This is a genomic window from Pelagicoccus sp. SDUM812002 (genome assembly GCF_031127835.1).
GTDB lineage: Bacteria > Verrucomicrobiota > Verrucomicrobiia > Opitutales > Opitutaceae > Pelagicoccus.
Window position 1 is genome coordinate 137323 of the sequence record NZ_JARXHX010000004.1, and the last position, 21537, is coordinate 158859.

Here is a 21537-nt window from a genome sequence, read left to right on the forward strand (position 1 = left end):
CCAGAATTTAGAAATGAGTATCGAAATCAAATCCGCTGAATCCTGCAAATACGACATCGTCTCCCTAGGCGAAATTATGCTCCGACTCGATCCCGGCGAAGGCCGCGTGCGCACGGCGCGGAGCTTCCGAGCCTGGGAAGGGGGAGGTGAATACAACGTCGCTCGCGGCATGCGCAAGTGCTTTGGCCTCCGCGCTGGTGTAGTCACTGCTTTTGCCGATAATGAAGTGGGCCACTTGATCGAAGACTTTATCATGCAGGGCGGTGTCGACACTTCCTGGATACAGTGGAAGCCTTACGACGGTCTCGGGCGTGAAGTTCGCAATGGGCTAAACTTCACGGAGCGAGGCTTTGGAATCCGTGGAGCTGTAGGCGTACCTGACCGTGGTTTGACGGCGGCGAGCCAGATGAAGGTGGGCGACGTAGATTGGGAAAAGCTTTTCGGCGAGGACGGGGTACGCTGGTTCCACACCGGTGGAATTTTCGCAGCCCTTTCCGATACGACTCCTGCATTTGTGATTGAGGCCGTCAAGGCCGCCAAGAAGCATGGAACTATAGTTTCCTACGACTTGAACTATCGTCCTTCTCTCTGGAAAAGCATCGGCGGTCACGCCAAGTGCCAGGAAGTGAATCGCGAAATCGCAAAGTATGTCGACGTGATGATTGGTAACGAAGAGGATTTCACAGCTTGTCTCGGTTTCGAGGTCGAAGGTGTGGACGAGAACATTTCCAAGATCGAAATCGGCGCCTTCAAGTCGATGATCGAAAAGGCGGTTTCCGAGTTTCCGAATTTTCAAGCGACTGCGACTACGCTTCGCGCAGTGAAGACTGCCACCGTCAATGACTGGGGCGCGATCTGCTGGCATGATGGGAAGTTCTACGAATCGAACCAGTATCCTGAGCTCGAAATCATGGATCGCGTCGGAGGGGGTGACAGCTTCGCCTCTGGCCTCATCTACGGATTCCTCTCCACTGGCGATCCGGCCAAGGCTGTAAACTATGGGGCAGCTCACGGTGCTCTCGCAATGACGACTCCTGGCGACACCTCCATGGTTACGGTTAAGGAAGTCGAAAAGGTCATGGGTGGCGGCGGAGCTCGCGTCGTCCGCTAAAGCATAACTTATTTGAATACGCGGGGCGAAAACCCCCGCGTTCCGTTTTTTATGAGCAGTTTCCTAGAATCTCTTTTCAACTTGAATGGTAAAGTCGCCGTCATCATAGGCGGCACTGGCGAACTTTGCGGAGCCATGGCTGAGGGTCTCGCTAAGGCCGGCACGACTACGGTACTCGTAGGACGTAGTCTGGAGAAGGCCAAGGCCCGTATTGCCAGGATCGAAGAAGCGGGCGGCTCCGCCTATTTTGAGTCTGCGGATCTTGGCAGCAAGGCGTCGATCACCGAAATGCTGTCCCGCGTCGTCGAAAAGTCCGGAAGCGTCGATATCTTGGTAAATGGTGCAGGAGCTAACTCTCCGACTCCGTTCCTCGACATCCCGGAGGACGAGTACGATCGCCTTTTCGAGATCAATACCAAAGCAGTGTTTCTGGCCTGCCAAGTTTTCGGCAAGTATTTTCTCGATAAGGGGCAAGGTGGCTCGATCATAAATGTTGGTTCCATGTCCGGCTTGATACCGCTTTCCCGAGTCTTCACCTATTCGGCTACGAAGGCTGCGGTGCACAACCTGTCCAAGAATCTTGCCCGCGAGTGGGCTACGCAGAAAATCCGGGTCAACACGATCGTTCCTGGCTTCTTTCCAGCGGAGCAAAACAAGAAGGTCCTGACCGAAGAACGCGTAGGTCAAATAATGGGCCACACTCCAATGAAGCGTTTTGGAGAAGCTAAGGAATTGGTAGGCGCCACGCTATTGCTTGCATCGGATACGGCTGGCTCATTTGTAACAGGCACGGAAGTAGTGGTGGACGGTGGCTACGCTGCTATGACAATCTAACCTGCTAACTCCGGTTTCCCAAACAATGTCATTCATCCACGACGATTTTCTTCTCCAGTCCGAAGCTGCTCGCGAGCTCTATCACATCTACGCGAAGGACGAGCCAATATACGACTACCATTGCCATTTGCCCCCGCAGGATGTGGCGAACAATCGCCGCTTTTCTGATCTCGCTGAGATATGGCTGGAAGGTGACCACTACAAATGGCGTGCTATGCGTAGCAACGGCGTCAGTGAGACCTACTGCACCGGCGAGGCTGAACCTTACGACAAATTTTTAGCTTGGTGTCGAACCGTTCCGCAGACGCTTCGCAACCCGCTCTATCATTGGAGCCACTTGGAGTTGAAGCGCTATTTCGATATCGATGTCCTTATCAGCGAGGATACCGCCAAGGAGATTTGGGATGCGGCCAACGAAAAGCTCAAGTCAGACGATTTGAGCGCTCACGGAATCTTGAAGAACTTCAAGGTAAAGGTTGTGGGCACGACAGACGACCCGACAGATGACCTCGCGCATCACGAAACGATTCGTGGCCAAGGACTGGATACGAGGGTCGTGCCGACTTTCCGTCCAGACAAAGCCTTGAATGTGGACAGAGCAGTAGATTTCAACGCTTGGGTCGACAAGCTCGCCAGCGTGGTAGGTCGAGACATTTCCAGCCTTACGGAACTGCTATCCGCCCTCCAAGAGCGTCATGGCTACTTCCATGATATGGGGGGACGTTTATCGGATCATGGGCTAGAGCGCTGTTACTTCGCGGATACGAACGAGAGTGAGGTTTCCGCGATTTTTGACAAAGCTCGCTCTGGATCAGATGCCAATGAAATCGAGAAGGAGGCCTTTGCTTTCTATGTTATGCGGGAAGTCGGGCGTTGGAATGCGGAACGCGGTTGGACGATGCAGTTGCATGTAGGAGCGATCCGTAACAACAACGCGCGATTGTTTCGAAGTCTTGGTCCGGATACGGGTTTTGATTCGATCGGGGATTTTCCTCAAGTGAAGACCATGAGCCGCTTCCTTAGCAGTTTAGATACGACTGGGCAGTTGCCAAAAACGGTGATCTACAACTTGAACTGGTCTGATAACTACGCGATGGCTACGATGCTGGGCAATTTTCAGGACGGCACGATTCCCGGAAAGATTCAACTCGGCAGCGGGTGGTGGTTCTTGGACCAAAAGGAAGGGATGATCGCCCAGATGAACGCGCTGTCGAATCTCGGACTACTGTCACGGTTCGTGGGAATGCTGACAGACTCTCGCTCTTTCCTATCGTACCCACGCCACGAATACTTCCGTCGCATACTCTGCGATTTGATAGGGCAAGATATAGTCTCTGGCGAGATCCCAGGCGATATGGAGTTGGTCGGCGGTATGGTCAGGAATATTTGCTTCGGCAATGCTGACGAGTACTTCCGAGTCCTAAAGTAACGGAGTGCGGATCATTTAATCTCTGGCCGAAGCGGGGCGATCTTGCCCTGTTTCGGCTTTTTTGTGCGGGGTTTTCGAGGAGGAGTTTGATGGGAACCTGCTTGAGTCGATGGGTTTTATAGATGACATTTTACGGTATCTCTTGGATAGGATCGGGAGAATAGAAGATGCCAGCACGACAAACCCAAAAACGGATCTGTGTACGCCTTGGAATCGCAGCAGCTGTGGTTTCACTTTGTCTCATGTGTGCATTTGTTTGGCTTTTGGGTCGGACTCAGGTTGAAGAATTTGGGCGAAGGGCAGAATTGCTGCTAGAGCTCGCACTAATTGCGGGCCAGCCCGGGGAAGGCCCGCGAGAACTTGAGGTTTTGCGAAAAAAGTTGGCGGACTTTGAATTGCGACCGGAAGTCTTCGTATGGAACGAATCGGGAAAGTCAGTGCTAATTGAGGCGACAGGTAGCGCTCTACCGGCTCGGCTGAGGGACGACCTGTCTGCTAAGAAGGATGGGCCGATATCGAAAGGAGGGTACAACTATTGGGTCGCCACGAGCGAACCCGATGAGGGAGGAAACTTGTTGCACGGTGCGATTAGGATCGAAGAGCGGAGCCTCGACTATTTAGCGTTAGAACGCTACGGAGCGTTTTTTGGTCTTAGCGTGCTATCGATTGTAGCGCTTATTGGATACGTTTTCCATATTCAGCGCCGAATTCTTTTTAGGCCTCTTTCACATTTATTCGAACGAATCGCGGAGGAAATCGAAGGTATTTCGGGATCCATTCAGTCGGATAATACTGCTTCGGACGAAATGGTGGGGCTGAATACTCGTTATGACGAGCTAATCGAGGTTGCGCGACGCCAGCGTAACGAATTGAAGGTTCGCAGCGAGGAGTTGCGTCACTTGCTGGATGCGCTGCCGGCCTATGTTTGGTACAAGGACGACAAGAACAATATTGTCAGAGTGAACCGATCTGCGGCGGAATCCGTTGGTTACTCGATCGAAGCCTTGGAGGGAAAGTCTATAGAAGAAATTTTCCCAGAAGAAGCGTCGGCCTACTATAAAGATGATAAGGAAGTAATAGAAAGTGGCGTGCCTAAGCTTGGTTACACAGAGAGCTACTCTCCGGTCAGCGGAAAGGCTCGGACAATCCGGACAGACAAGATTCCGTATGTCGACAGCGATGGGAATGTCACCGGAGTTGTAGCATTGGTTACGGATATCAGTGAGCTGGTTGAACTGCAAAAGGAACGCGAGGCAAGCGATCGATTGATCCGGCGGCTTGTCGAGATCGGTAGTTGGGAATCAGAAGGGGTTGACGAGCGAATTGCTGCGGCTCTGAAAGATACCTGCGAGGCGTTGGGAATGAAGACGGGAATATTATCCGAGATTTCCGACGGCCGATACACTGTTCGCCAAGTTTATGACGAGAGAGGTCTTATCTCTCCTGGCTTTACCTGCACGTTGGATGACGTCTATTGCAATTTTGTATTGATGACAGGCTGTGGTATCGCCTCTAACCACATAGCGGAATCGACTTGGGGCGAGATGGATTGCTACAAACGCCTCCGCCTTGAGAGCTATGTAGCATCGCCCGTAAGGCGAGGTGGTAAGATCACTGGAACGATCAATTTCAGCTCTCCTGAGATTCGTTCTAAGCCCTTTGCGCAATTCGAGATTGATGCGGTGCAGTTGCTCTCGAATTGGATCGAAGGATTGATTCGGCAAGAGGAAATAGTCGAGCAGCTCAATAGGCAAAAGGTAGAGCTGCGTTTGATTTTGGATACGACTCCGAGCCAAATTTGGTTTAGGGACGAAGAAAACCGAATATTGAGGGCGAATCAGGCTGCGGCAGCGTCGCTTGGTCTGTCGGTCGAAGAAGTGGAGGGGAAGTTAGCGAGCGAGCTTTTCTCAGATGGCTACGATAGGATTATAGACGAGGACTCGCGCATCTTAGAAACTGGTGAACCGTTTCTAGGAGGTATTCGCTCCTGCATTACAAATAGTGGAGGTACGGTATGGTTTAGGTATGATAAACTGCCTTTTGATTTGGGTGAAGGTAGGCGGGGGATTGTTTCTGTTGTGAGCGAGATCACAGAGATCGTCGAAAGCCAAAATGCAGTTAAGGAGGCTGATGAACGGTTTCGGGTGGCAGTCGAAGAGTCGCCGGTGGGGATGCTTATTGTCGACTCGGCATTGCGGGTTGTACTAGTGAACTACGAAGTCGAACGGATTTTTGGATACGAGCGGGACGCTCTATTGTGGCGCTCGGTAGATCATGTGTTGGGGAGTCGTGTCCTGACTGCGTTGGATTGTTTGTTCGATGCGGAAGAACGGATCGAAGAGAAGGTGAGGCTAGGTAGTGAAGGAGATCTATTTGCTAAGCGGAAAGACGATTTGGAAATACCAGTCGAAGTGATTGTAAGCCCGTATTCACTTTTAGGAAACAATTTTGCACTTGTTTCCGTTTTCGACATCAGCGAAAGAATCGAATCGCAACGGGCGATGCTAGATAGTGAAGAGCGTTTTCAGCTCGCTGCCGAAGGAGCAAGCGTGGGCATTTGGGATTGGCTGGACACTGCGAGCAAACAGGAATGGTGGTCACCAAAGTTCTATGAGTTGCTTGGTTACGATAGGGACGATTTGGAGTCCTCGCTCGAAACCTTCCGCTCGCTCTTGCATCCCGATGATCTAGAGTCTACCTTTGCCTCGGTTCAGAAGTGTTTCGAAGAGAGACTTCCGTTCGCAGCCGACTATCGCTTACTGTGTAAGAATGGTGAATACAATTGGTTTTTGGGAAGTGGAATGGTCTCTTTCGACGAATCTGGAAAGCCTCGGCGGATGACCGGAACGATACAGGATATCAATGATCGAAAAGTAGCTGAGGAGAAGCTGTCGAGCGTTGTTACGGATTTGCAGCGAGCGAATGAAGAGCTTTCCAATTTCGCCTTTCTCAGTTCACACGACCTGCAAGAACCTTTGAGGACTATTTCAAGCTTTCTGAATCTTTTAAAAGACGATTACGGTTCTCAGTTGGATGAGTCCGCAAACGAGTATATGGACTTTACTTTGGTCGCGGTGAGTCGCTTGCAGAACATGATTCGAAGCTTGTTGCTTTATTGCCGATTGGACTCGAGGGAGCGTGCTGAGTCACTTATCAGTCTAAAAGAACCTCTCGAAATGGGGTTGAGGGACCTCGCAACTCGTATCGAAGAAAGTGGTACGGAAGTCGAGGTGGTAGGACCATTGACTGAGGTTTATGGTGACATTAATCAGATTTCGTTGGTCTTCCAGAACCTTATCGCCAACGCAATCAAGTTCAACCGGAGTAGTAAGCCTAAGGTCAAAGTGAGCTGTCGGGTCGTCTCCTCAGCTGAAATTGCGAAGGAGGGATTTAAAGCGGAAGCTTACACGGTGGTTTCCGTTGCAGATAATGGAATTGGCATTCGGCAAAAGTATCAGCAACGGATCTTTTCCATCTTCCAGAAGCTGCATCCAAGCGGTGAATACGAGGGTAGTGGAGTTGGCCTGTCGATGGTGCGTAAGATTTTGGAACAGCATCGAGGGTTTGTCTGGTTGGAGTCAGAGGAAGGGCGTGGAAGTTGCTTTTACCTCGCTTTTCCTAATCGCTTGCAAAGCTAGCTTTTTGAAGTTCTTAGGTTTATTGTGAAGCAGGCCGTCACCTAGACTTGACTTAGTCGGTGCAGAGAAGAGAAAGAGCGGAGTATGACAGATAAGGGACGTCCCATTGAAATGCTTCTCGTTGAAGACAACGAGGCGGATATCCGGCTAACCCAGATTGCTCTCCAACAGGCAAAGTTGGAAAATCGGCTTCATGTGGTTCGAGACGGTGAACAAGCTTTGGCGTTTCTGAGACGTGAAGGGGAGTTCAAGGACGCGGTTCGTCCGGACCTGATTTTACTCGATTTGAACCTCCCTCGGGTTAATGGTTCGGAGGTCCTCAAGGAAATCCGAGGCGACAGTAACCTAGAAAATTTACCCGTTGTCATCCTGACTACGTCCGAGGCGGAGAAAGATATTTTCGAGAGCTACGAGCTCCACGCGAATTGTTATATCACGAAACCTGTGGACCTCCGAAAGTTCATGGGAGTGGTGGAGATGATCGAAGACTTTTGGAAGCGCGTCTCCAGCCAGCCGCCCAAGGAGTGATTTTCGTCAATACGAGAAGGGATCGGTAGAAGTACTGATCCTTTTTTTCTAAAGTGAGCTAATTTCGGCTCTGACTGCGGCTGCTTCGCCGGCTCTGTCGAGTTTGTCCAAGATCTTCGCTTTCAGCTCGAGGGTTTCCGGCAGCTTTCTGCCTACCCACGGACGACTGATGGCTATTTCCGACCATTCAAGGGCGAGCTCCAGCTCGAGATCGTTTGCGAGCAGATAGTTGGCGGCATCCATGATGTTCTGGTAGCGGAAGCCGTGAGCATTCCGCATCTGCTGCTTGAGAGAGGCCAATACGATGGCGTCCGTTTCCACACCGATATGAATTGGAATGCTCTTTTTCTCCCAATCTAGAGTTAACACTGCGCTGGACTTTTTGACGTCTACGAAATTGTAGGTGAGCTGCTCGAGGTGATCTCGCTCGTGCGAGGTTACGTTGACTCGTAGGGCGTCTTTTGTGGGATCGTAGAAATAGCTGCCCCAAGCCTGGAAGTCGTTTGAGAAAATGACTGTAGTCTCGCCCGACTTCTCAATGATCAGGTGCAGGCCATAGCTGCCAGCTGCGATCGGTTGGCCCTCCACGTTCACGTCGTGTTCAAAGGTGACGACGGTGTTCTCGTTTGCACCAGCTCGCCAAGGTGCTGCTTCGTCTTCGCCCGTCCAACCAAGGTTAGTGAGGCCAAAGGGCACGAGGTCTCCCCAGATCTGGCGACCATTGACGCTGGGACGGCTGTAGCTGACTGAGATTTCGGTGATTCCTACGGTTTGAGTGATGGATGCAGCTGGGCTTGCCTGCGGTAGGATCGCCATTTGCGCTACGGCGGAAGAGGCGAGAGTGGCAGCGAAGGCACTGGCGAGGATTTTGAATGAGCGTGCGTTAATGAGTGGATACATTGGATTCGAACAATTTGGGTTAACTACGTAGGTACAAAGAGGCATACGAGCGAAGGTAGTCGAATTTTGCAAATTTCCTTCTGGAATTTGCCACCTTAAAGGCTCTCCGGGAGGCTTTGGCTCAATGGTGCTCTATGAACTCAGGGCTATAAAGAAGAGACCCGATCGATCTCTCGTCGGAAGTCTACCTCTAGCCTAGACCTAGCTCTCGTCGTCTTCGGTTTTTGGTTCCGGGTCGCCGAGTTGCTCGAGCAGGTGCTTGGTTAGTTTGATATAATCTTCGGCTAAGTTGATCGATGCATCTTGCTTCGACATCAATACGGTTGGAATTCCAAGCATCACGGCACGGCCTACGGTTACTGAGTGTCGAACCAGGTCTGGGTAAATGTGCGTCTTCGCCGAGACTTTGCTCTGCGTCTTAAAACGGTCGATCTGAGCGTTGAAACGTTCGAGAGGTACGTGGATTTTCGTGCCCGGTTTCACTGCGTTTAATGCGATCCCGATAATCTCCGGTTTGGGAGCTCCAGCCGCATCGCGTCGCTCTGCCGTATCCGAGCGGAACTTCGCCAGCTTGTCCACGAGGAGGTGAAAGCCGATGATGCTGAGAGCATCCGGATTTGAAGGCACCAGCACATGATCCGAGGAGAAAAGGGCACATTGAGTAGTGTAGAAGAAGTTCGGCGGACAGTCGAACAGGATGAAGTCGTAATTGTCCTCGACCTCCAATAGAGCCTCATAAAAACGTTCGTAGAAGGTTTTGCCGGGGATCTGATGGACTTCATGCTCAAGGTCCATCAAGGTAAATGATGCAGGGGCGAGGTCTAGGCGAGGAAGCACTTGATCTCCATCGGTGTCGCGGATAGGGCTTTTTTGGATACAACTTGAGAGTTTCGAGCTTGGATCGTTGAAGATGTTGAGCAGGAATTTCTCGGGTGTCTTGTTCAAAACATTCCACCTGTCCAAACGCATTAGCCAAATCGAAGCGTTGCTTTGCGCATCGAAGTCCACGATGAGCACACGGCGTCCCATATAAGCGAGACATGCCCCCATGTTGACGAGTAGCGAGGTTTTGCCCACACCACCTTTAATGTTCAGGAAGCTGATCTTCTGTGCCATTTCTTTTATCTAACAATTCGACAGATTGCATCGGAGAGTTGGTCTGCCCGCAAAATAAAATGCCAGTTGCTAGCGCTTTAACAATTCTTTAAACCCCACAAGGTCGATCGATTGTTTACAGGGAGTTGGGATGCTCTAAGCTGAGTCCGATTTCATATGTCAGAAGCAGATAAACAAGGATCAATTTTTCAGGAAATGGTAGAGCGGAGAAGTCGCTGCGAAACATTGAATGAAAAGGCTGTCGAACAGGGGCTCGAGGTCAGTATTCCTATGGTTTCCACTGGTGGGTTGGATATCGAAGACATCGAGATAGAGTCAAGGCCCGCCTTCGAGATGGAGGAACTGACTCCCGCTTACGTATCTGAAATCGAAATACGGAGCGAGGCTGCGGAACCTGTGATCGACAAGGTGGATGCGCCAACCGATATCGAAGTAGAAAAAAGGGAGTTCGATAGTCCAGTAGAACCGGGCAATAATTACTTTGATAATTTGGAAGACCCTGCTCCGGTAGAACCGTTTTCGGAACCCCTGCCAGAAAGTGATTTGCAAGTTTCCGGTGCTGACGACGAAGTGGAGGGTACCACTTCGTCCTATTTCGATGAACTCGAAGAAGTGGACGCTGAACAGGTTTCCGCACCTCTCAAGGAAGCCGCTGAATCTGAAGATTTTTCGACTGAGATCGAGGAGTCTGATCATGTAGGCAGTGAAGGAACTGTTGAGGACGCACAGCCTGACGAAGCAGATACAGAAGCTGAGATCGCTTCAGTGGTGTCAGACTTTACGAATTTGGAAGAACCCGTTTTCGAAGAGGCTAAACCTGTGCCTGAAGAGATTGAGGAGCCAATGAATGAAGAACCTTTGATCGAAAAAGAAATCACCTCGGTCGAACCGGAGGAAGATCCGTCGTTGCTTGAAGCTAGTTCGCTTGAAGAGATACCTTTGAAAGAGGAGGCGTCACTGCCGGAGGAATCCCCAGAGTCGCTCTCCGCCGAGGAAACCGAAGTTAGAATCGGGTCTGGAACTTCAGATTTGGATGGGGAACCGCTTTCAGAAGAGCCAGTCGCTGAGGAGGACGCAGCTCCGGTTGCGGAGAAAGACCTGATTGGTCAGAGCGACGAATTATTGGCAGAAGCTCCGGGGCTTATCACCGATGCGGAAGTGATCCTTGCTGCGGAGGAATTAGTGAATCGGATCGGACCAGTCGTCGACATTCAGAGCCTTCCGAAAACGCAACCTTCGCGTGTGCTCTCGAAGACGACTCAGCCAAAGGCGGCCGATCCTGTCGAGGAAAAGACCCCGGCTCAGAGCGAGCAGAGACCCTCTGACGAGCCCAAGAAGGCAGCAAGTTCGGCTGCCAAGCTCGGCGAGCAATCGGAGCCTCCCAAGAAGAAAAAGAAGAAGATTTCCCTACTGGATAGTTACTTTAAAGGGCTCTAGTATTTGAGCTCACGCTCGAGGAACTGGGCTAGCTCAGGACACTGAGGATTGTCGAAGAGTTCGAGGGACTTGCCGGACTCCTCCACTTTACCGCGAGAGATGAACGCAGCGTAGTCGCTGGCTCGTTTTGCGAATCCCATTTGATGGGTAACGATGACGCAATCTTTGCCCGATTGTATCAGCTCTTCAATGACATCTAGTATCTGTGCGCTCATTTCTGGGTCGAGGGCGGAGGTGGGTTCATCGAATAGAATGAGGTCTGGGTTGTGGGCGAGGGAGCGAGCGATGGCGACGCGCTGGTTTTGCCCGCCTGACAGTTCAGATGGTTTTTTGCGGCCATGGGTGGCTAGCTTGAATTGGCTCAGGAGTGATTGAGCTCGGTCGCGCGACTCCTCTCGGGAGACTCCGTGCACCTTTTCGAGAGGAAGGGCTATGTTGGTAAGGGCGTCGAAATGAGGAAAGAGGTTGTAGGATTGGAATACGACTCCGATGGATTTGCGGTAGCGTCGTAGCTCTTCTTCCGTTTGGGGAACGGGCTTGTTGTTTACCTGGATGGATCCGCCACTCGCTTTTTCCAGTCCAGCGATGAGACGCAAGGTGGTCGACTTTCCCCCTCCTGAGGGACCGATCAAGGTAAGACAGCGAGAGGATTCGAGTTTAAGGTCGAGTCCTTTGAGGGCACGGTGTGCCCCGTAGGTTTTAGTGATGCTTTCCAGGCTAAGCTTCATAAATCGAATGCGAGCCTTTTCTCGAGGTGGCGCGAGAGGTAGAAGATAGGGAGAGTTAGGATCAAGTAACCGACGGCTAGTGGAAAGAAGCTCTCGAATGTGCTCAGAGTGGAAGTATTTACCTCTTGAGCGTTGAGGGTGAATTCCCCGATTGCTATGATTGAAAGTAGCGACGAGTCCTTTATTAGGTTGGCGAATTGCCCAGCAAGGGCGGGCAAGCTTCTTCGCAGCGCTTGAGGAAAGACGATGTAGCGAAACGTTTGATACGGAGTGAAACCGATAGCCTTGGCTGACAGCAGTTGTGAGCTTCCTACTGATTCGATACCCGCTCGGAATATCTCGGAGACATATGCGCCGCTGAAGAGGGACAGGACAAGCACCCCGACCACGTAGCGGTTGTCGAGGTGAGCGGCGTCGGCGAAGACGTAGAAGATGAGGAGTATTTGAACCAGGAGCGGCGTTCCACGAGTTCCTTCAATATAGATTTTTGAAAGGTAGCGAAGCGGCAGAAACGGCGAGCGAGCCGCTAGAGCGGAGAGTCCGCCGATGAGGCAGGCGACGACTAGGGACACGCTTGAGACTTGTATGGTTACTAACCAACCGTCGATGAACTTGGTCTTGTATCTGTAGACCGCCGACCAGTTCCAGTCGTACTCCAACGAGGCGAATGCCGCCATCGCAAGCAGGCATAGAAACGAAAAGGCGAGCGCGAAGCTAACGGCTTTGGCCAGCGAACTGATGCCCGTGGATTCGTTTTCCGTATCTAGGAACAAGAGTGCCCTCACGCTCTAAAAGAAAAAGGGATAGCCCATTTCTTGGAAAGCTTTCTTTTCTTCGGCGAGGTAGCGCTCGGCTATCCGGTCAAATCCGCCGCTAGACTTGAATGAGGAGAGGAAGCTGTTTACTTGATCTTTCAAGTCGGCGTTTCCTTTGCGAACGCCAATCGCCCAGCTTTCTTTCTTAAAGGGAGCAAGTATGGGGCGGGTTGTTTCTGGGTGGCGTTTCCAGTTCCGGTAGGTAGACATTTGGTCGTAGATGAAGGCGTCGGCCTTGCCTTGGGTGACTTCTACCACTGCTGCTGTTTCCTTATCTAGAGCGAGAACCTGAGCGTTTCTGACGTTATCGATAGCGTAGAGATGTCCGGTAGTCCCTTGCTTGACGGCAATCGAGTTTCCATTCTTGTCTGCGTCTTCGATGCTTTGGATGTCAGAATTATTGGATACAAGGAGGCAAAGCCCTGTTTCTAGGTAAGGGTCGGAAAAGTCGATGGACCCGGCTCTCTCCTCCGTGGCGGTCATGGATGAAATGATAAGGTCGATCTTTCCCGTTTTCAGGGACGAAATGAGTCCAGCGAAGGCGATGTTTTCGATCCGAACCGGACGTCCTAGGCTTTCGCCGAGAGCGAGAGCGAGATCGACGCTCACCCCAGATGGTTGGTTGTTTTCGTCCGACATCTCGAAAGGCGGGTAGGAGAGTTCCATACCGACGACGAGGGTGTTGTCGACTGGGCCTTTGCTGCAGGAGGCTAGCAGGAGCGAGATAGAAGCGATGAGGAAGTGAAGCGGTTTCATGTGATTCGATTTTCTAGCGTTTCCGCCAGAGCGTAGCGTGTGCCACACTGTATTGGTTTTTTCGTGCATGCTCTCGGATGAGAAAGGGCATGTCCAAAGACTCGATTTCGTCGAACTCTGTGGCGAGGACTTCTCGGATTGTTTGGTAGCTGCGGACGGGCGCACCGTCTTTCTCGAATCCTCCCAGCCATTTGCTTTTTGGCGTGTATTCCTCGAGCCATGTGTAGGGTGAGGTAATGGCAAGGATGCCTCCGGCGTTAAGGATCTTTCCGATGTTCTCGAGACACTTTCTAGGGTCGGGCAGACGGTCGATGAGGTTTGCCATGAGGACGAAATCGAACAGCCCAAGAGAGTCTGGCAAGTTCATGGCATCTCCCTGCTGGAAGCGCAGGCAGTTCGGACGAGTGCAAGCAGGACGTTCGAGGACAATGCGCTCGGTAAGCTCTCCTTCGATGGCAATTTCCGCTTCGAGACTAGCTCCGTCTCGTATTCGCTCTCCTGCTTCTATCAGTCCGTAGGAGAAATCGATGCCGATAGTTTCCTCGAAGTATGCGGATAGCTCGCACGAACTTCGTCCCACTGCACAACCCAGATCGAGTGCTCGACCGTGCTTAAGCGGGTGGCGGGCGGAGAGTTCCGCGCAGCGTTTAGAAAAGTCGAGCGCTTCGGCGGGGCCGTTGAATTTGTCAGGGGCACCGTAGTGGAAGAGTAGATACTCTGAAATCGCTTTGTCGGTTTCGTAGAAACTGTCTGCGTTGGGCATTTGTACTGGCAAGGGTTGGTGAAATAGACGGTGTTTGCTTCGGGGGTCTTTGGGGGGCTCAACGAAGGTAGCTGTGCCGGGATTGCGGAAGGAAACTTGAAATAATTTGGCAAAAGTTGGAATCGAGGTATTGTGAGTTGATCTTCTCCCTTCCTTGCTCAACTCGTTGATCTTTAGGACGATTTGTATCTTTTTAAACCCATGAGTCTCCCTGACATCTCAGACAAAGAGCTAAACAAGCTCACTCACAATGCTCTATCGAGTGTTTTCGAAACGATGCTTGGCAGCGACGTCCACTTCAAAAGCGCTGCCGATTACTCTGGGCAGAAGGCGCCGTTCCCTGATTTGGGCGGAGCAGAGAAGAATATGATTTTCGTCGGGTCGGTCGGATTCGTGGGGAGCGTCAACGGGGTAATCTATCTCTATATGAAGTCGAACTTCGCGGAGTCCGCAGCTCAGTCCATAACCGGATTGGATGACGAGGATGTCGATTTCGAGATCGTATCCGACGTTTGCGGCGAGATGACCAACGTCTTTGCGGGCGGATTCAAGAATACGCTGGCCGACTTAGGATACAATTCCGTGCTGACCATACCCACCGTTCTCAGTGGAGACGAGCTCTACATATCGACTTTGGGAGTCGTGAAGCACCTCCGCCACAACTTCGTCTCGAGGGGCGAAGAAATCGTAGCTGACCTCGTCTTAGCGGAAAAGTCCTAGGCGGTCGGGTTGGACATCGGCACGCCTTTGAGCGTGCTGGAGATGAAGGGGATGAGTTGCTTTTTGCGGCTGACGACTCCTTGGAGGTCGTAGATCAGCCCCTTTTCGACGGCGGGGTAGGAAATTCGGTCGATGAACTCGTTGTCGCCGGAAACCAGCAGGAGTGAGTTGTGACGATTGATATCGGTCACCAGCATGCAGGCGAACGAGACGGATTCCTCGTCGCTGAACTTTCGCAAGGCTTCCGACAACTCCTCGGACTTTTTCCAGAAGTTTTGGAATCCGAGCTCCTCGATTTGCGATACGGAAAAACGTACGCCGTTTTCTTCGTAAAACTTTTGGTCCGCCACGATCACTTCTTCCGGTTTCATGGAGAGGATAACGGAACCGCTGGAGAAGACCTCCAACGCCAAGTCCTCGGCCCTTAGGTCAGCGATTTTTTCCAACCATTCTACGATGTCCGCGTCTTTCTCGGTAGCGGTCGGCCCTTTGAGGTTGAGCGTGTCGGTGATGATACCGCTCATCATGATGCCGGCCATTTCGGAAGTGGGCTCGATCTGGTTTCGGCGGAACAGGTCTGCCACGATGGTGCAGGTAGAGCCCACGGGTTCGTTGATGAACAGGATAGGCTGCTGAGTGGTCATCGACCCGAGGCGGTGGTGGTCGATGACCTCTGTGATGTTCACCTCGCTCGCTCCGGGAACTGCTTGCGTCATCTCGTTGTGGTCTACGAGCACGAGGTTGGTAGAGCTGGGTTTTAGGACGTCTGTTTTGGTGAATATTCCCGAGAGGCGGCCGTTGTCCTCGGTCACGAAAAAGGCTTGAGCGTTCGAGCTGGCAATGCGCCGGCTGACGCCTGACAGGCGATCTGTCGCGGAAAATGTCGTATACTTCGTCTCGATCATGTTCTTGATCTTGGAAGCGGTACGGATCGCCCATGCGGTGGTCGCTGAGTCGTACGGGCTAATGATGAGTGAGACGCCCTTTGCCTTTGCTTGCTCCAGCACTTCGGAGTCCACGCCGAGTCCGCCGGTTATGACGAGAAGCCGAACGCCGATTTGGATCGAGCGTTGTTGGATGTCCCAGCGGTCGCCGACGATAATGATTGTTTGGTCTGCTCGGATCGCGTCTGAGCCGTTGAATTTGCCGAAAGACCGGATATCCATGGCGCCAATTTTGACGTACATATCCTCGAGCTCGTCTTCGTCGCGCAGGTTTTTGACGTCAGCCTGGAGCGCTCGGGCCACGTCATTGATGCTCGTGTACACGTGGCGCATTGAACGCGGTTCGCTAAACTTCGGTATGAAGTAGTCTCCCATCTGGAAGATCGAAAGGTATCCCTTTAGGATGTTTTGGCTGTCAACCACCGGAAGCACACGTACATCGTGGTCGTCGACCAGCTGGAGTGCTTCCGACATGGTGGCGTCTTCATGTACCTTGACGACGTCGCTCACCATCATGTCTCTGACTCGCGGCGACACATCGGCAATGAGTAGAGGCGTTGGTTGGCTGAACTTCGCAAGGATGGTGTCGATGCGAGCGTTTGTGTTGCCGCACCGTGCGGGTATGTAGCCTTTTTGCCCCGTCAGCACTTTGAAATTCGCATAGGCGATGGCGGAGCAGATAGCGTCTGCGTCCGGGTTCTTGTGGCCGATAACGTAGGTTATTTCCTGTTTAGTTGGACTAGGCATGATGAGAGGGCTTGCGATAAGATGCTCCGATACGTAGCTCGTTCAATGCCCAAATGTTAATTTAACCGACTGAAAGCGCGATAAAGTAGAATTTTGCGCTTTCGTTGGTTTCGGGTTTCGAAAGTGGTTGAAGCCGAGCAGGCAAGCTAATCTATTGGGCGCCGATGAATCAGGATCTTATCGCGAAAGTAGCAACTCTGAAGGAAAGCGGTGGATTGTTGCCATCTGCCGCAAAAAACATGGAAACCTGGCTCGAGGGCGGGTTCCTGTCAGAAACATCGCTGTCGAGCATTGCTGAATTGCTCGACGCTGGAAACGCTGACGAGCTCAACAACCGTTTCTATCGCGAGATTGCATTTGGTACTGGCGGCATGCGTGGGCGCACCATCGGATTGACCGCGACCGAGCTCGAGAAAGGCGATATGGATGCCAGCGGTTCGCCCGCGAATCCTGGAGTCGGCTCTAACATGCTCAATGAATACACTGTGGTGCGGGCGACCCTCGGTCTTTTCGCTTACGCCAAGGCACACCATGATCGCGAGGGTATCGAAGCTGCCCCAAAATTTGTCATCGCTCACGATGTTCGCCACTTCTCGCGCTTCTTTTGCGAGCTGGCCGCATCGGTTTGGGCGAAGAAGGGTGGCGACGCTTTCATTTTCGAAGGGCCTCGTTCCACTCCTCAACTCAGTTTCTCGGTCCGACACCTCGGTGCGACCTGTGGCGTAGTGATCACCGCCAGCCACAATCCGCCTCACGACAACGGCTTCAAAGCCTACTTCTCGGATGGCGGTCAAATGGTACCTCCAAATGACACGGGTGTGATCGATCAAGTGAATGCGATTCCGCTCGAAGGCCTACAGGAGTTCATCGAGGTCGACCTATCAAATGTTACCGTCCTCGGAGCAGATCTCGACGAAGCCTACAACCAGTGCGTTGCGAACTGCGTCATCGATCAAGACGTATTCAAAAAGACGGATCTCAGGGCTGTATTCACTCCGATTCATGGTACCGGTGCGGTTGCGACTTTGCCAGCTCTCCAGAAGCTCGGCCTCGATCCGCTGGTGGTCGAAGAACAACGAGCTTTCGATTCGAATTTCCCGACAGTCAAGTCTCCAAATCCGGAAAACTCCGAAGCTCTTGCCCTAGCAACCAAGCTAGCCGAAGCCAACGACTGCGACCTGCTCATGGCGACCGATCCTGATGCTGACCGCATGGGCGTGGCAGTGAAGGGTCCGGATGGGAAGATGGTTCTTCTCACTGGAAACCAAATTGGATCCATCATGGCTGAGTATCGCATCTCCAAGCTCAAGGAGATGGGTTGGATCCCTCAGGAGGGTGGAGACAATTGCGCCCTCGTCAAAACCTTCGTCACCTCGCCGCTGCAGGACGCTATCGCTACCAGTCACGGTATTAAGGTAGTGAATACACTAACTGGATTCAAGTGGATCGGAGAAAAGCTTCGCATCTACCAGGGCGAAGCATGCGAGAAAAGCGGCGTATCCGATTACGATTCTCTATCTCTCAAGGAGCGCGCGGAGCTCCTGCAGCAGCACAGCACCTTCTACGTTTTTGGCGGTGAGGAGAGCTACGGCTACCTTCCCAACGATACGGTGCGCGATAAGGACGCCAATGCGGCGTGCGCGCTCTTCTGCGAGATCGGCGCCAGCCTGAAGGCTCAGGGCACATCGATGCTTGAATACTTGGATGCTATTTATTTGAAGAATGGCTACTTTCTCGAAGGACTTGGCCAGCTTGTCTACGAGGGAGCTGCCGGGGCGGCGAAGATTGCCCGCATCCTCGAGACTTACCGTTCGACTCCACCGACTGAATTTCTCGGTAGCAAGGTATCCAAGTTTACTGACTTTGGCATCGAAACTGTGCTGGACCCAGACGGCAAGGAAGTGCCTAAGCAAGACCTCTACTTCGTGGAGTTGGAAAATGGATACCGTTACGCGGTACGTGGCAGCGGCACCGAGCCGAAGATCAAATTCTATATTTTTGCCAAAGGCGATGTCGCCAGCGCGGACGAATTGGAAGCAACCAAAGGCAAGACGAAGGAAACTCTGGAAGAACTGAAGCAGGCTATCCTCGACGATGCCGGCGAGCGCGCCGAGAGCTAGTCGCGAGCTGTAATAGATTTTTTCGGGCCGCTTCTCCAATCGAGAGGCGGCTCTTTTTTTGCGCGGCTCTATGAGCTACGAAGTCGCTTGCATGGCTGTGGTTTTGCCGCTTTGCCAGGACGGGGCGATCAGGAGGGCACGCGGTTCGGCTTGCAGGCCTGTTTCGCCTCGGTGGACCATGCCGACGAGTGTGTCGACTGCGGCTTCTCCGGTGTGGTCGTTGTGCTGCCGCATGCCAGACCAGTCGGGGGCGCTCTTGCGCCACTCTAGTTGGATGAGTCCGATATCTCTTGGGGCGTGCAAGTCGAGCCGATGCAGCCAATGAGAAACGTCGTTGTAGAGTGTGAAAATGACATCCGGCTTATGCGTTTCCACCCAAACCTTGAATTTGTCGAAGTCTGCGTCCTCGTTTGCAGTCTGGTAAAGCGGAGGCAGTCGCGAATCCCCGGGAAGCCTCATTTGCCCGTAGAGATAGCCCGCGGAAAAGCGGCCTTCGACGAGGCGGTCGATCTTTTGGTCAAGCACGAGACCGGGCCGCTGGTAGCCGAGCCTCAAGGCGTTTTCGACAGCTTGCAGGGCGAGCCCGTGATGGTCCACGCAGACGTAGGGAAGGGTAGGGTTGCGCGTGCGTACGCCTGTGATCACGAGAGGTAACGCCTCGGCTATCGGCAGTAGCTTCTCCGGGAAATTGCAGTCGTTCATCAACCCTACCACGAGTGCTCCTTTGATTCCCCGAGCCAACATGATGGACTTGAGACGTCTGGCTTTCAGATCGGGATCGTTAAGCCAAAAATAGTCGAGACGGTAGCCGAGGGAATCTGCTCGTTGGTTGATGCCCTCCACGTATTCGGGAATGGTGGGGTGCTTTTTTAGAGAGTTGTTATCCGAGTGGGCGTTGATCAGGGCGATGGTAGCTCGGTAGCTGTCTCGATTGCGTATTTGCGAAAGCAGTTGGCCGAGAGCCGGATTTAGCTGATAACCGAGTCGATCCGCGGTCTTGCGAATTTTCTCCTTCATGGCTGTGGAAACCTCGGGGCTGTTGCGGAGAGCGAGCGATACAGTCGCTTTGGAGACGCCAATTTCCGCGGCGATCGTGCTCATAGAGACTTTAGAGGGCATTTCTGGCAAGGACTTGACGTAGATTCAAAGGGCCGATTGGGTCGACCTGACTTTTGTTTAACGGTTAAGGAGTCGTCATCTTTTGCAACTTAAAACGAATGAGTACAACTTTGCTTATGAAGTTTTCTATTGGCCTCGATTTTGGTACCAACTCTGTGCGTTGTCTGATCGTGAGAACAGATGGCGAAGGCGAAGTTTCCTCAGCTGTCGTCAACTACCCCTCAGGTGACCAAGGTATCTTGCTTTCCCCAAGCGACCACCACCTCGCTCGTCAGAGCCCCTCCGACTACCTCGACTCCCTTGCTAAAGCGACGACTGATGCGATCGCTATCGCGAAGGACAGCTACCCAAATTTCGACCCGGCCAATGTGATAGGCATCGGCGTCGACACCACGGGCTCGAGCCCACTACCTGTCGACGAGAAGAACCAAGCCCTCTCGGCCTATCCTAAGTGGAAGGACAATCTCGCTGCTCAGTGCTGGCTCTGGAAGGACCACACCAGCTACGAAGAGGCGACGAAGATAACAGAGATCGCCTCCAAGGAACGCCCTCAATACGTGGCCAAGTGCGGCAACACTTACTCCTCCGAGTGGTGGTGGTCCAAGATTTGGCATTGCTTGAAGGTGGCTCCGGATGTCTTCGACGCTGCGTATTCTTGGGTTGAGATCGCGGACTGGATTCCGTCTCAGCTCGCTGGCGTCAAGGATCCAAGGGAAATCAAGCGCGGCGTTTGCGCGGCAGGTCACAAAGCTTTTTACGCAGAAGAGTGGGGCGGACTTCCCGACAAGGAATTTCTCTCCATGCTTGATCCCAAGATCGCGGACCTTCGCGATCGGCTGTATTCAAAAGCTTATGACGCATCCGAAATTGCTGGCACGCTTTCGGAAGATTGGGCGAAGCGTCTTGGTTTGCCGGCGGGCATTCCCCTCGCGATGGGCGAGTTCGATGTTCACTACGGAGCTATCGGTTGCGGCGTCGAAGAAGGAACGCTTGTCAAAGTCATCGGAACTTCCACCTGCGACTGCGCTGTGGTGAAGGCGACTGGCGACGTCCCGGACGTTCCCGGGATCTGCGGCATCGTTAGAGGTTCGATTCTTCCTGGCTACTTCGGCGTAGAAGCAGGGCAGTCTGCGGTCGGCGACCTTTTCAAGTGGTGGGTCGAAGGCGTTTGCAAAGGCAACGACTCGACGCATATCGAACTAACTGAGGAAGCGGCTAAGCTTGCTCCCGGCCAAAGCGGGTTGCTCGCTCTCGATTGGAACAATGGAAATCGCACCGTGCTGGTTGACCAGCGCTTAACTGGTCTCGTACTTGGACAGACGCTTCACACCAGCCGCGCTGAAATCTACCGTGCCCTCATCGAAGCGACAGCCTTCGGAGCGCGTATGATTTTGGAACGCATCAGCGACTACGGCATCGCCGTCAATCGCATTGTTTGCGCTGGTGGCATTGCCGAAAAGAATTCCATGCTCATGCAGATCTATGCGGACATCACCGGTCGCGAAATGCTGGTCTCCGCTTCCTCCCAAAGCTGCGCGCTCGGAGCTGCTATCGCTGCGTCAGTCGTTGCCGGAAAAGCTAAGGGCGGTCATGCAGACTTCGAGTCAGCCCAAAAGGCGATGACAGGTCTCAAACCAGACCGCTACCAGCCAGACCCTGAGCGCCACGCACAATACAACCGGCTCTTCGCTCTGTATAAGAAAGTCCATGACAACTTTGGTGGCGTCGAAGCGGTCGATCTCGCTCCTGTGATGAAAGAGCTTCTCAACATTAAGGAAGGCAAGTAGGCGATCCCTGTTCCCTCTGTTTTAAATTTAAAATATCCCCGAAAA

At 52.6% G+C, this 21537-nt stretch carries 17 protein-coding genes; 9 read left to right on the forward strand and 8 right to left on the reverse strand.

What is annotated here, in order from left to right; translation table 11 throughout:
• The first annotated feature begins 13 nt into the window (after positions 1-13).
• The 5 genes from QEH53_RS08130 (at position 14) to QEH53_RS08150 (ending at position 7540) form a co-directional block, all read left to right on the forward strand.
• Positions 14-1111 carry a sugar kinase gene (locus tag QEH53_RS08130; protein ID WP_309022669.1) on the forward strand — a complete coding sequence of 366 codons (1098 nt, stop codon included), beginning with the start codon at positions 14-16 and terminating at the stop codon, positions 1109-1111.
• A gap of 51 nt (positions 1112-1162) precedes the next feature.
• Positions 1163-1945: an SDR family NAD(P)-dependent oxidoreductase gene (locus tag QEH53_RS08135; RefSeq protein ID WP_309022670.1), complete on the forward strand. Its 783-nt coding sequence runs from the start codon at positions 1163-1165 to the stop codon at positions 1943-1945.
• Positions 1946-1970: 25 nt separating this feature from the next.
• Complete coding sequence (uxaC, locus tag QEH53_RS08140; RefSeq protein WP_309022671.1) at positions 1971-3374, forward strand: glucuronate isomerase; 1404 nt, start codon at positions 1971-1973, stop codon at positions 3372-3374.
• Between the two features lie 167 nt (positions 3375-3541).
• Complete coding sequence (locus tag QEH53_RS08145; RefSeq protein WP_309022672.1) at positions 3542-7012, forward strand: PAS domain S-box protein; 3471 nt, start codon at positions 3542-3544, stop codon at positions 7010-7012.
• An 84-nt stretch (positions 7013-7096) separates the two neighbouring features.
• Positions 7097-7540, forward strand: coding sequence for a response regulator (locus QEH53_RS08150; RefSeq protein ID WP_309022673.1), 444 nt, complete (start codon positions 7097-7099; stop codon positions 7538-7540).
• A gap of 48 nt (positions 7541-7588) precedes the next feature.
• Here the strand turns inward: QEH53_RS08150 and QEH53_RS08155 are convergent, their stop codons facing one another.
• Together QEH53_RS08155 and QEH53_RS08160 are read right to left on the reverse strand one after the other, a co-directional pair.
• Positions 7589-8440: a DUF2911 domain-containing protein gene (locus QEH53_RS08155; protein WP_309022674.1), complete on the reverse strand. Its 852-nt coding sequence runs from the start codon at positions 8438-8440 to the stop codon at positions 7589-7591.
• Positions 8441-8641: 201 nt separating this feature from the next.
• Positions 8642-9556, reverse strand: coding sequence for an AAA family ATPase (locus tag QEH53_RS08160; protein ID WP_309022675.1), 915 nt, complete (start codon positions 9554-9556; stop codon positions 8642-8644).
• A 156-nt stretch (positions 9557-9712) separates the two neighbouring features.
• Between QEH53_RS08160 and QEH53_RS08165 the strand changes: the two genes are divergently transcribed.
• Positions 9713-10993: a hypothetical protein gene (locus QEH53_RS08165; RefSeq protein ID WP_309022676.1), complete on the forward strand. Its 1281-nt coding sequence runs from the start codon at positions 9713-9715 to the stop codon at positions 10991-10993.
• On the opposite strand, the gene QEH53_RS08170 is transcribed toward QEH53_RS08165, so the two are convergent.
• Genes QEH53_RS08170 through QEH53_RS08185 form a run of 4 tightly spaced genes read right to left on the reverse strand, consistent with a single transcriptional unit; the run spans position 10990 to position 14055 of the window.
• The gene (locus tag QEH53_RS08170) at positions 10990-11721 is read right to left on the reverse strand and encodes an amino acid ABC transporter ATP-binding protein (protein WP_309022677.1); all 732 of its coding nucleotides are present in this window, start codon (positions 11719-11721) and stop codon (positions 10990-10992) included. The genes QEH53_RS08165 and QEH53_RS08170 overlap by 4 nt on opposite strands.
• Positions 11718-12506, reverse strand: coding sequence for an amino acid ABC transporter permease (locus tag QEH53_RS08175; RefSeq protein WP_309022678.1), 789 nt, complete (start codon positions 12504-12506; stop codon positions 11718-11720). The genes QEH53_RS08170 and QEH53_RS08175 overlap by 4 nt, the downstream gene beginning before the upstream one ends.
• A 3-nt stretch (positions 12507-12509) precedes the next feature.
• Positions 12510-13292: a transporter substrate-binding domain-containing protein gene (locus QEH53_RS08180; RefSeq protein ID WP_309022679.1), complete on the reverse strand. Its 783-nt coding sequence runs from the start codon at positions 13290-13292 to the stop codon at positions 12510-12512.
• Positions 13293-13305: 13 nt separating this feature from the next.
• Positions 13306-14055: a putative 4-mercaptohistidine N1-methyltransferase gene (locus QEH53_RS08185; RefSeq protein WP_309022680.1), complete on the reverse strand. Its 750-nt coding sequence runs from the start codon at positions 14053-14055 to the stop codon at positions 13306-13308.
• 201 nt (positions 14056-14256) lie between these two features.
• On the opposite strand from QEH53_RS08185, the gene QEH53_RS08190 reads away from it, so the two are divergent.
• On the forward strand, positions 14257-14775 hold the full coding sequence (locus QEH53_RS08190; protein WP_309022681.1) for a chemotaxis protein CheX: 519 nt from the start codon (positions 14257-14259) through the stop codon (positions 14773-14775).
• Here the strand turns inward: QEH53_RS08190 and QEH53_RS08195 are convergent.
• The gene (locus QEH53_RS08195; RefSeq protein ID WP_309022683.1) at positions 14772-16466 is read right to left on the reverse strand and encodes a putative manganese-dependent inorganic diphosphatase; all 1695 of its coding nucleotides are present in this window, start codon (positions 16464-16466) and stop codon (positions 14772-14774) included. The two genes, QEH53_RS08190 and QEH53_RS08195, sit on opposite strands and share 4 nt — an antisense overlap.
• Before the next feature lie 164 nt (positions 16467-16630).
• Between QEH53_RS08195 and QEH53_RS08200 the strand changes: the two genes are divergently transcribed.
• Entirely contained in the window at positions 16631-18586 is a 1956-nt protein-coding gene (locus tag QEH53_RS08200) for a phospho-sugar mutase (RefSeq protein WP_309022684.1), read from the forward strand.
• Positions 18587-18661: 75 nt separating this feature from the next.
• On the opposite strand, the gene QEH53_RS08205 is transcribed toward QEH53_RS08200, so the two are convergent.
• Entirely contained in the window at positions 18662-19705 is a 1044-nt protein-coding gene (locus tag QEH53_RS08205; RefSeq protein ID WP_309022685.1) for a LacI family DNA-binding transcriptional regulator, read from the reverse strand.
• Positions 19706-19803: 98 nt separating this feature from the next.
• Here QEH53_RS08205 and QEH53_RS08210 point away from each other — a divergent pair, with 98 nt between their 5' ends.
• Entirely contained in the window at positions 19804-21492 is a 1689-nt protein-coding gene (locus tag QEH53_RS08210) for a ribulokinase (protein ID WP_309022687.1), read from the forward strand.
• The last annotated feature ends 45 nt before the right edge of the window (positions 21493-21537 follow it).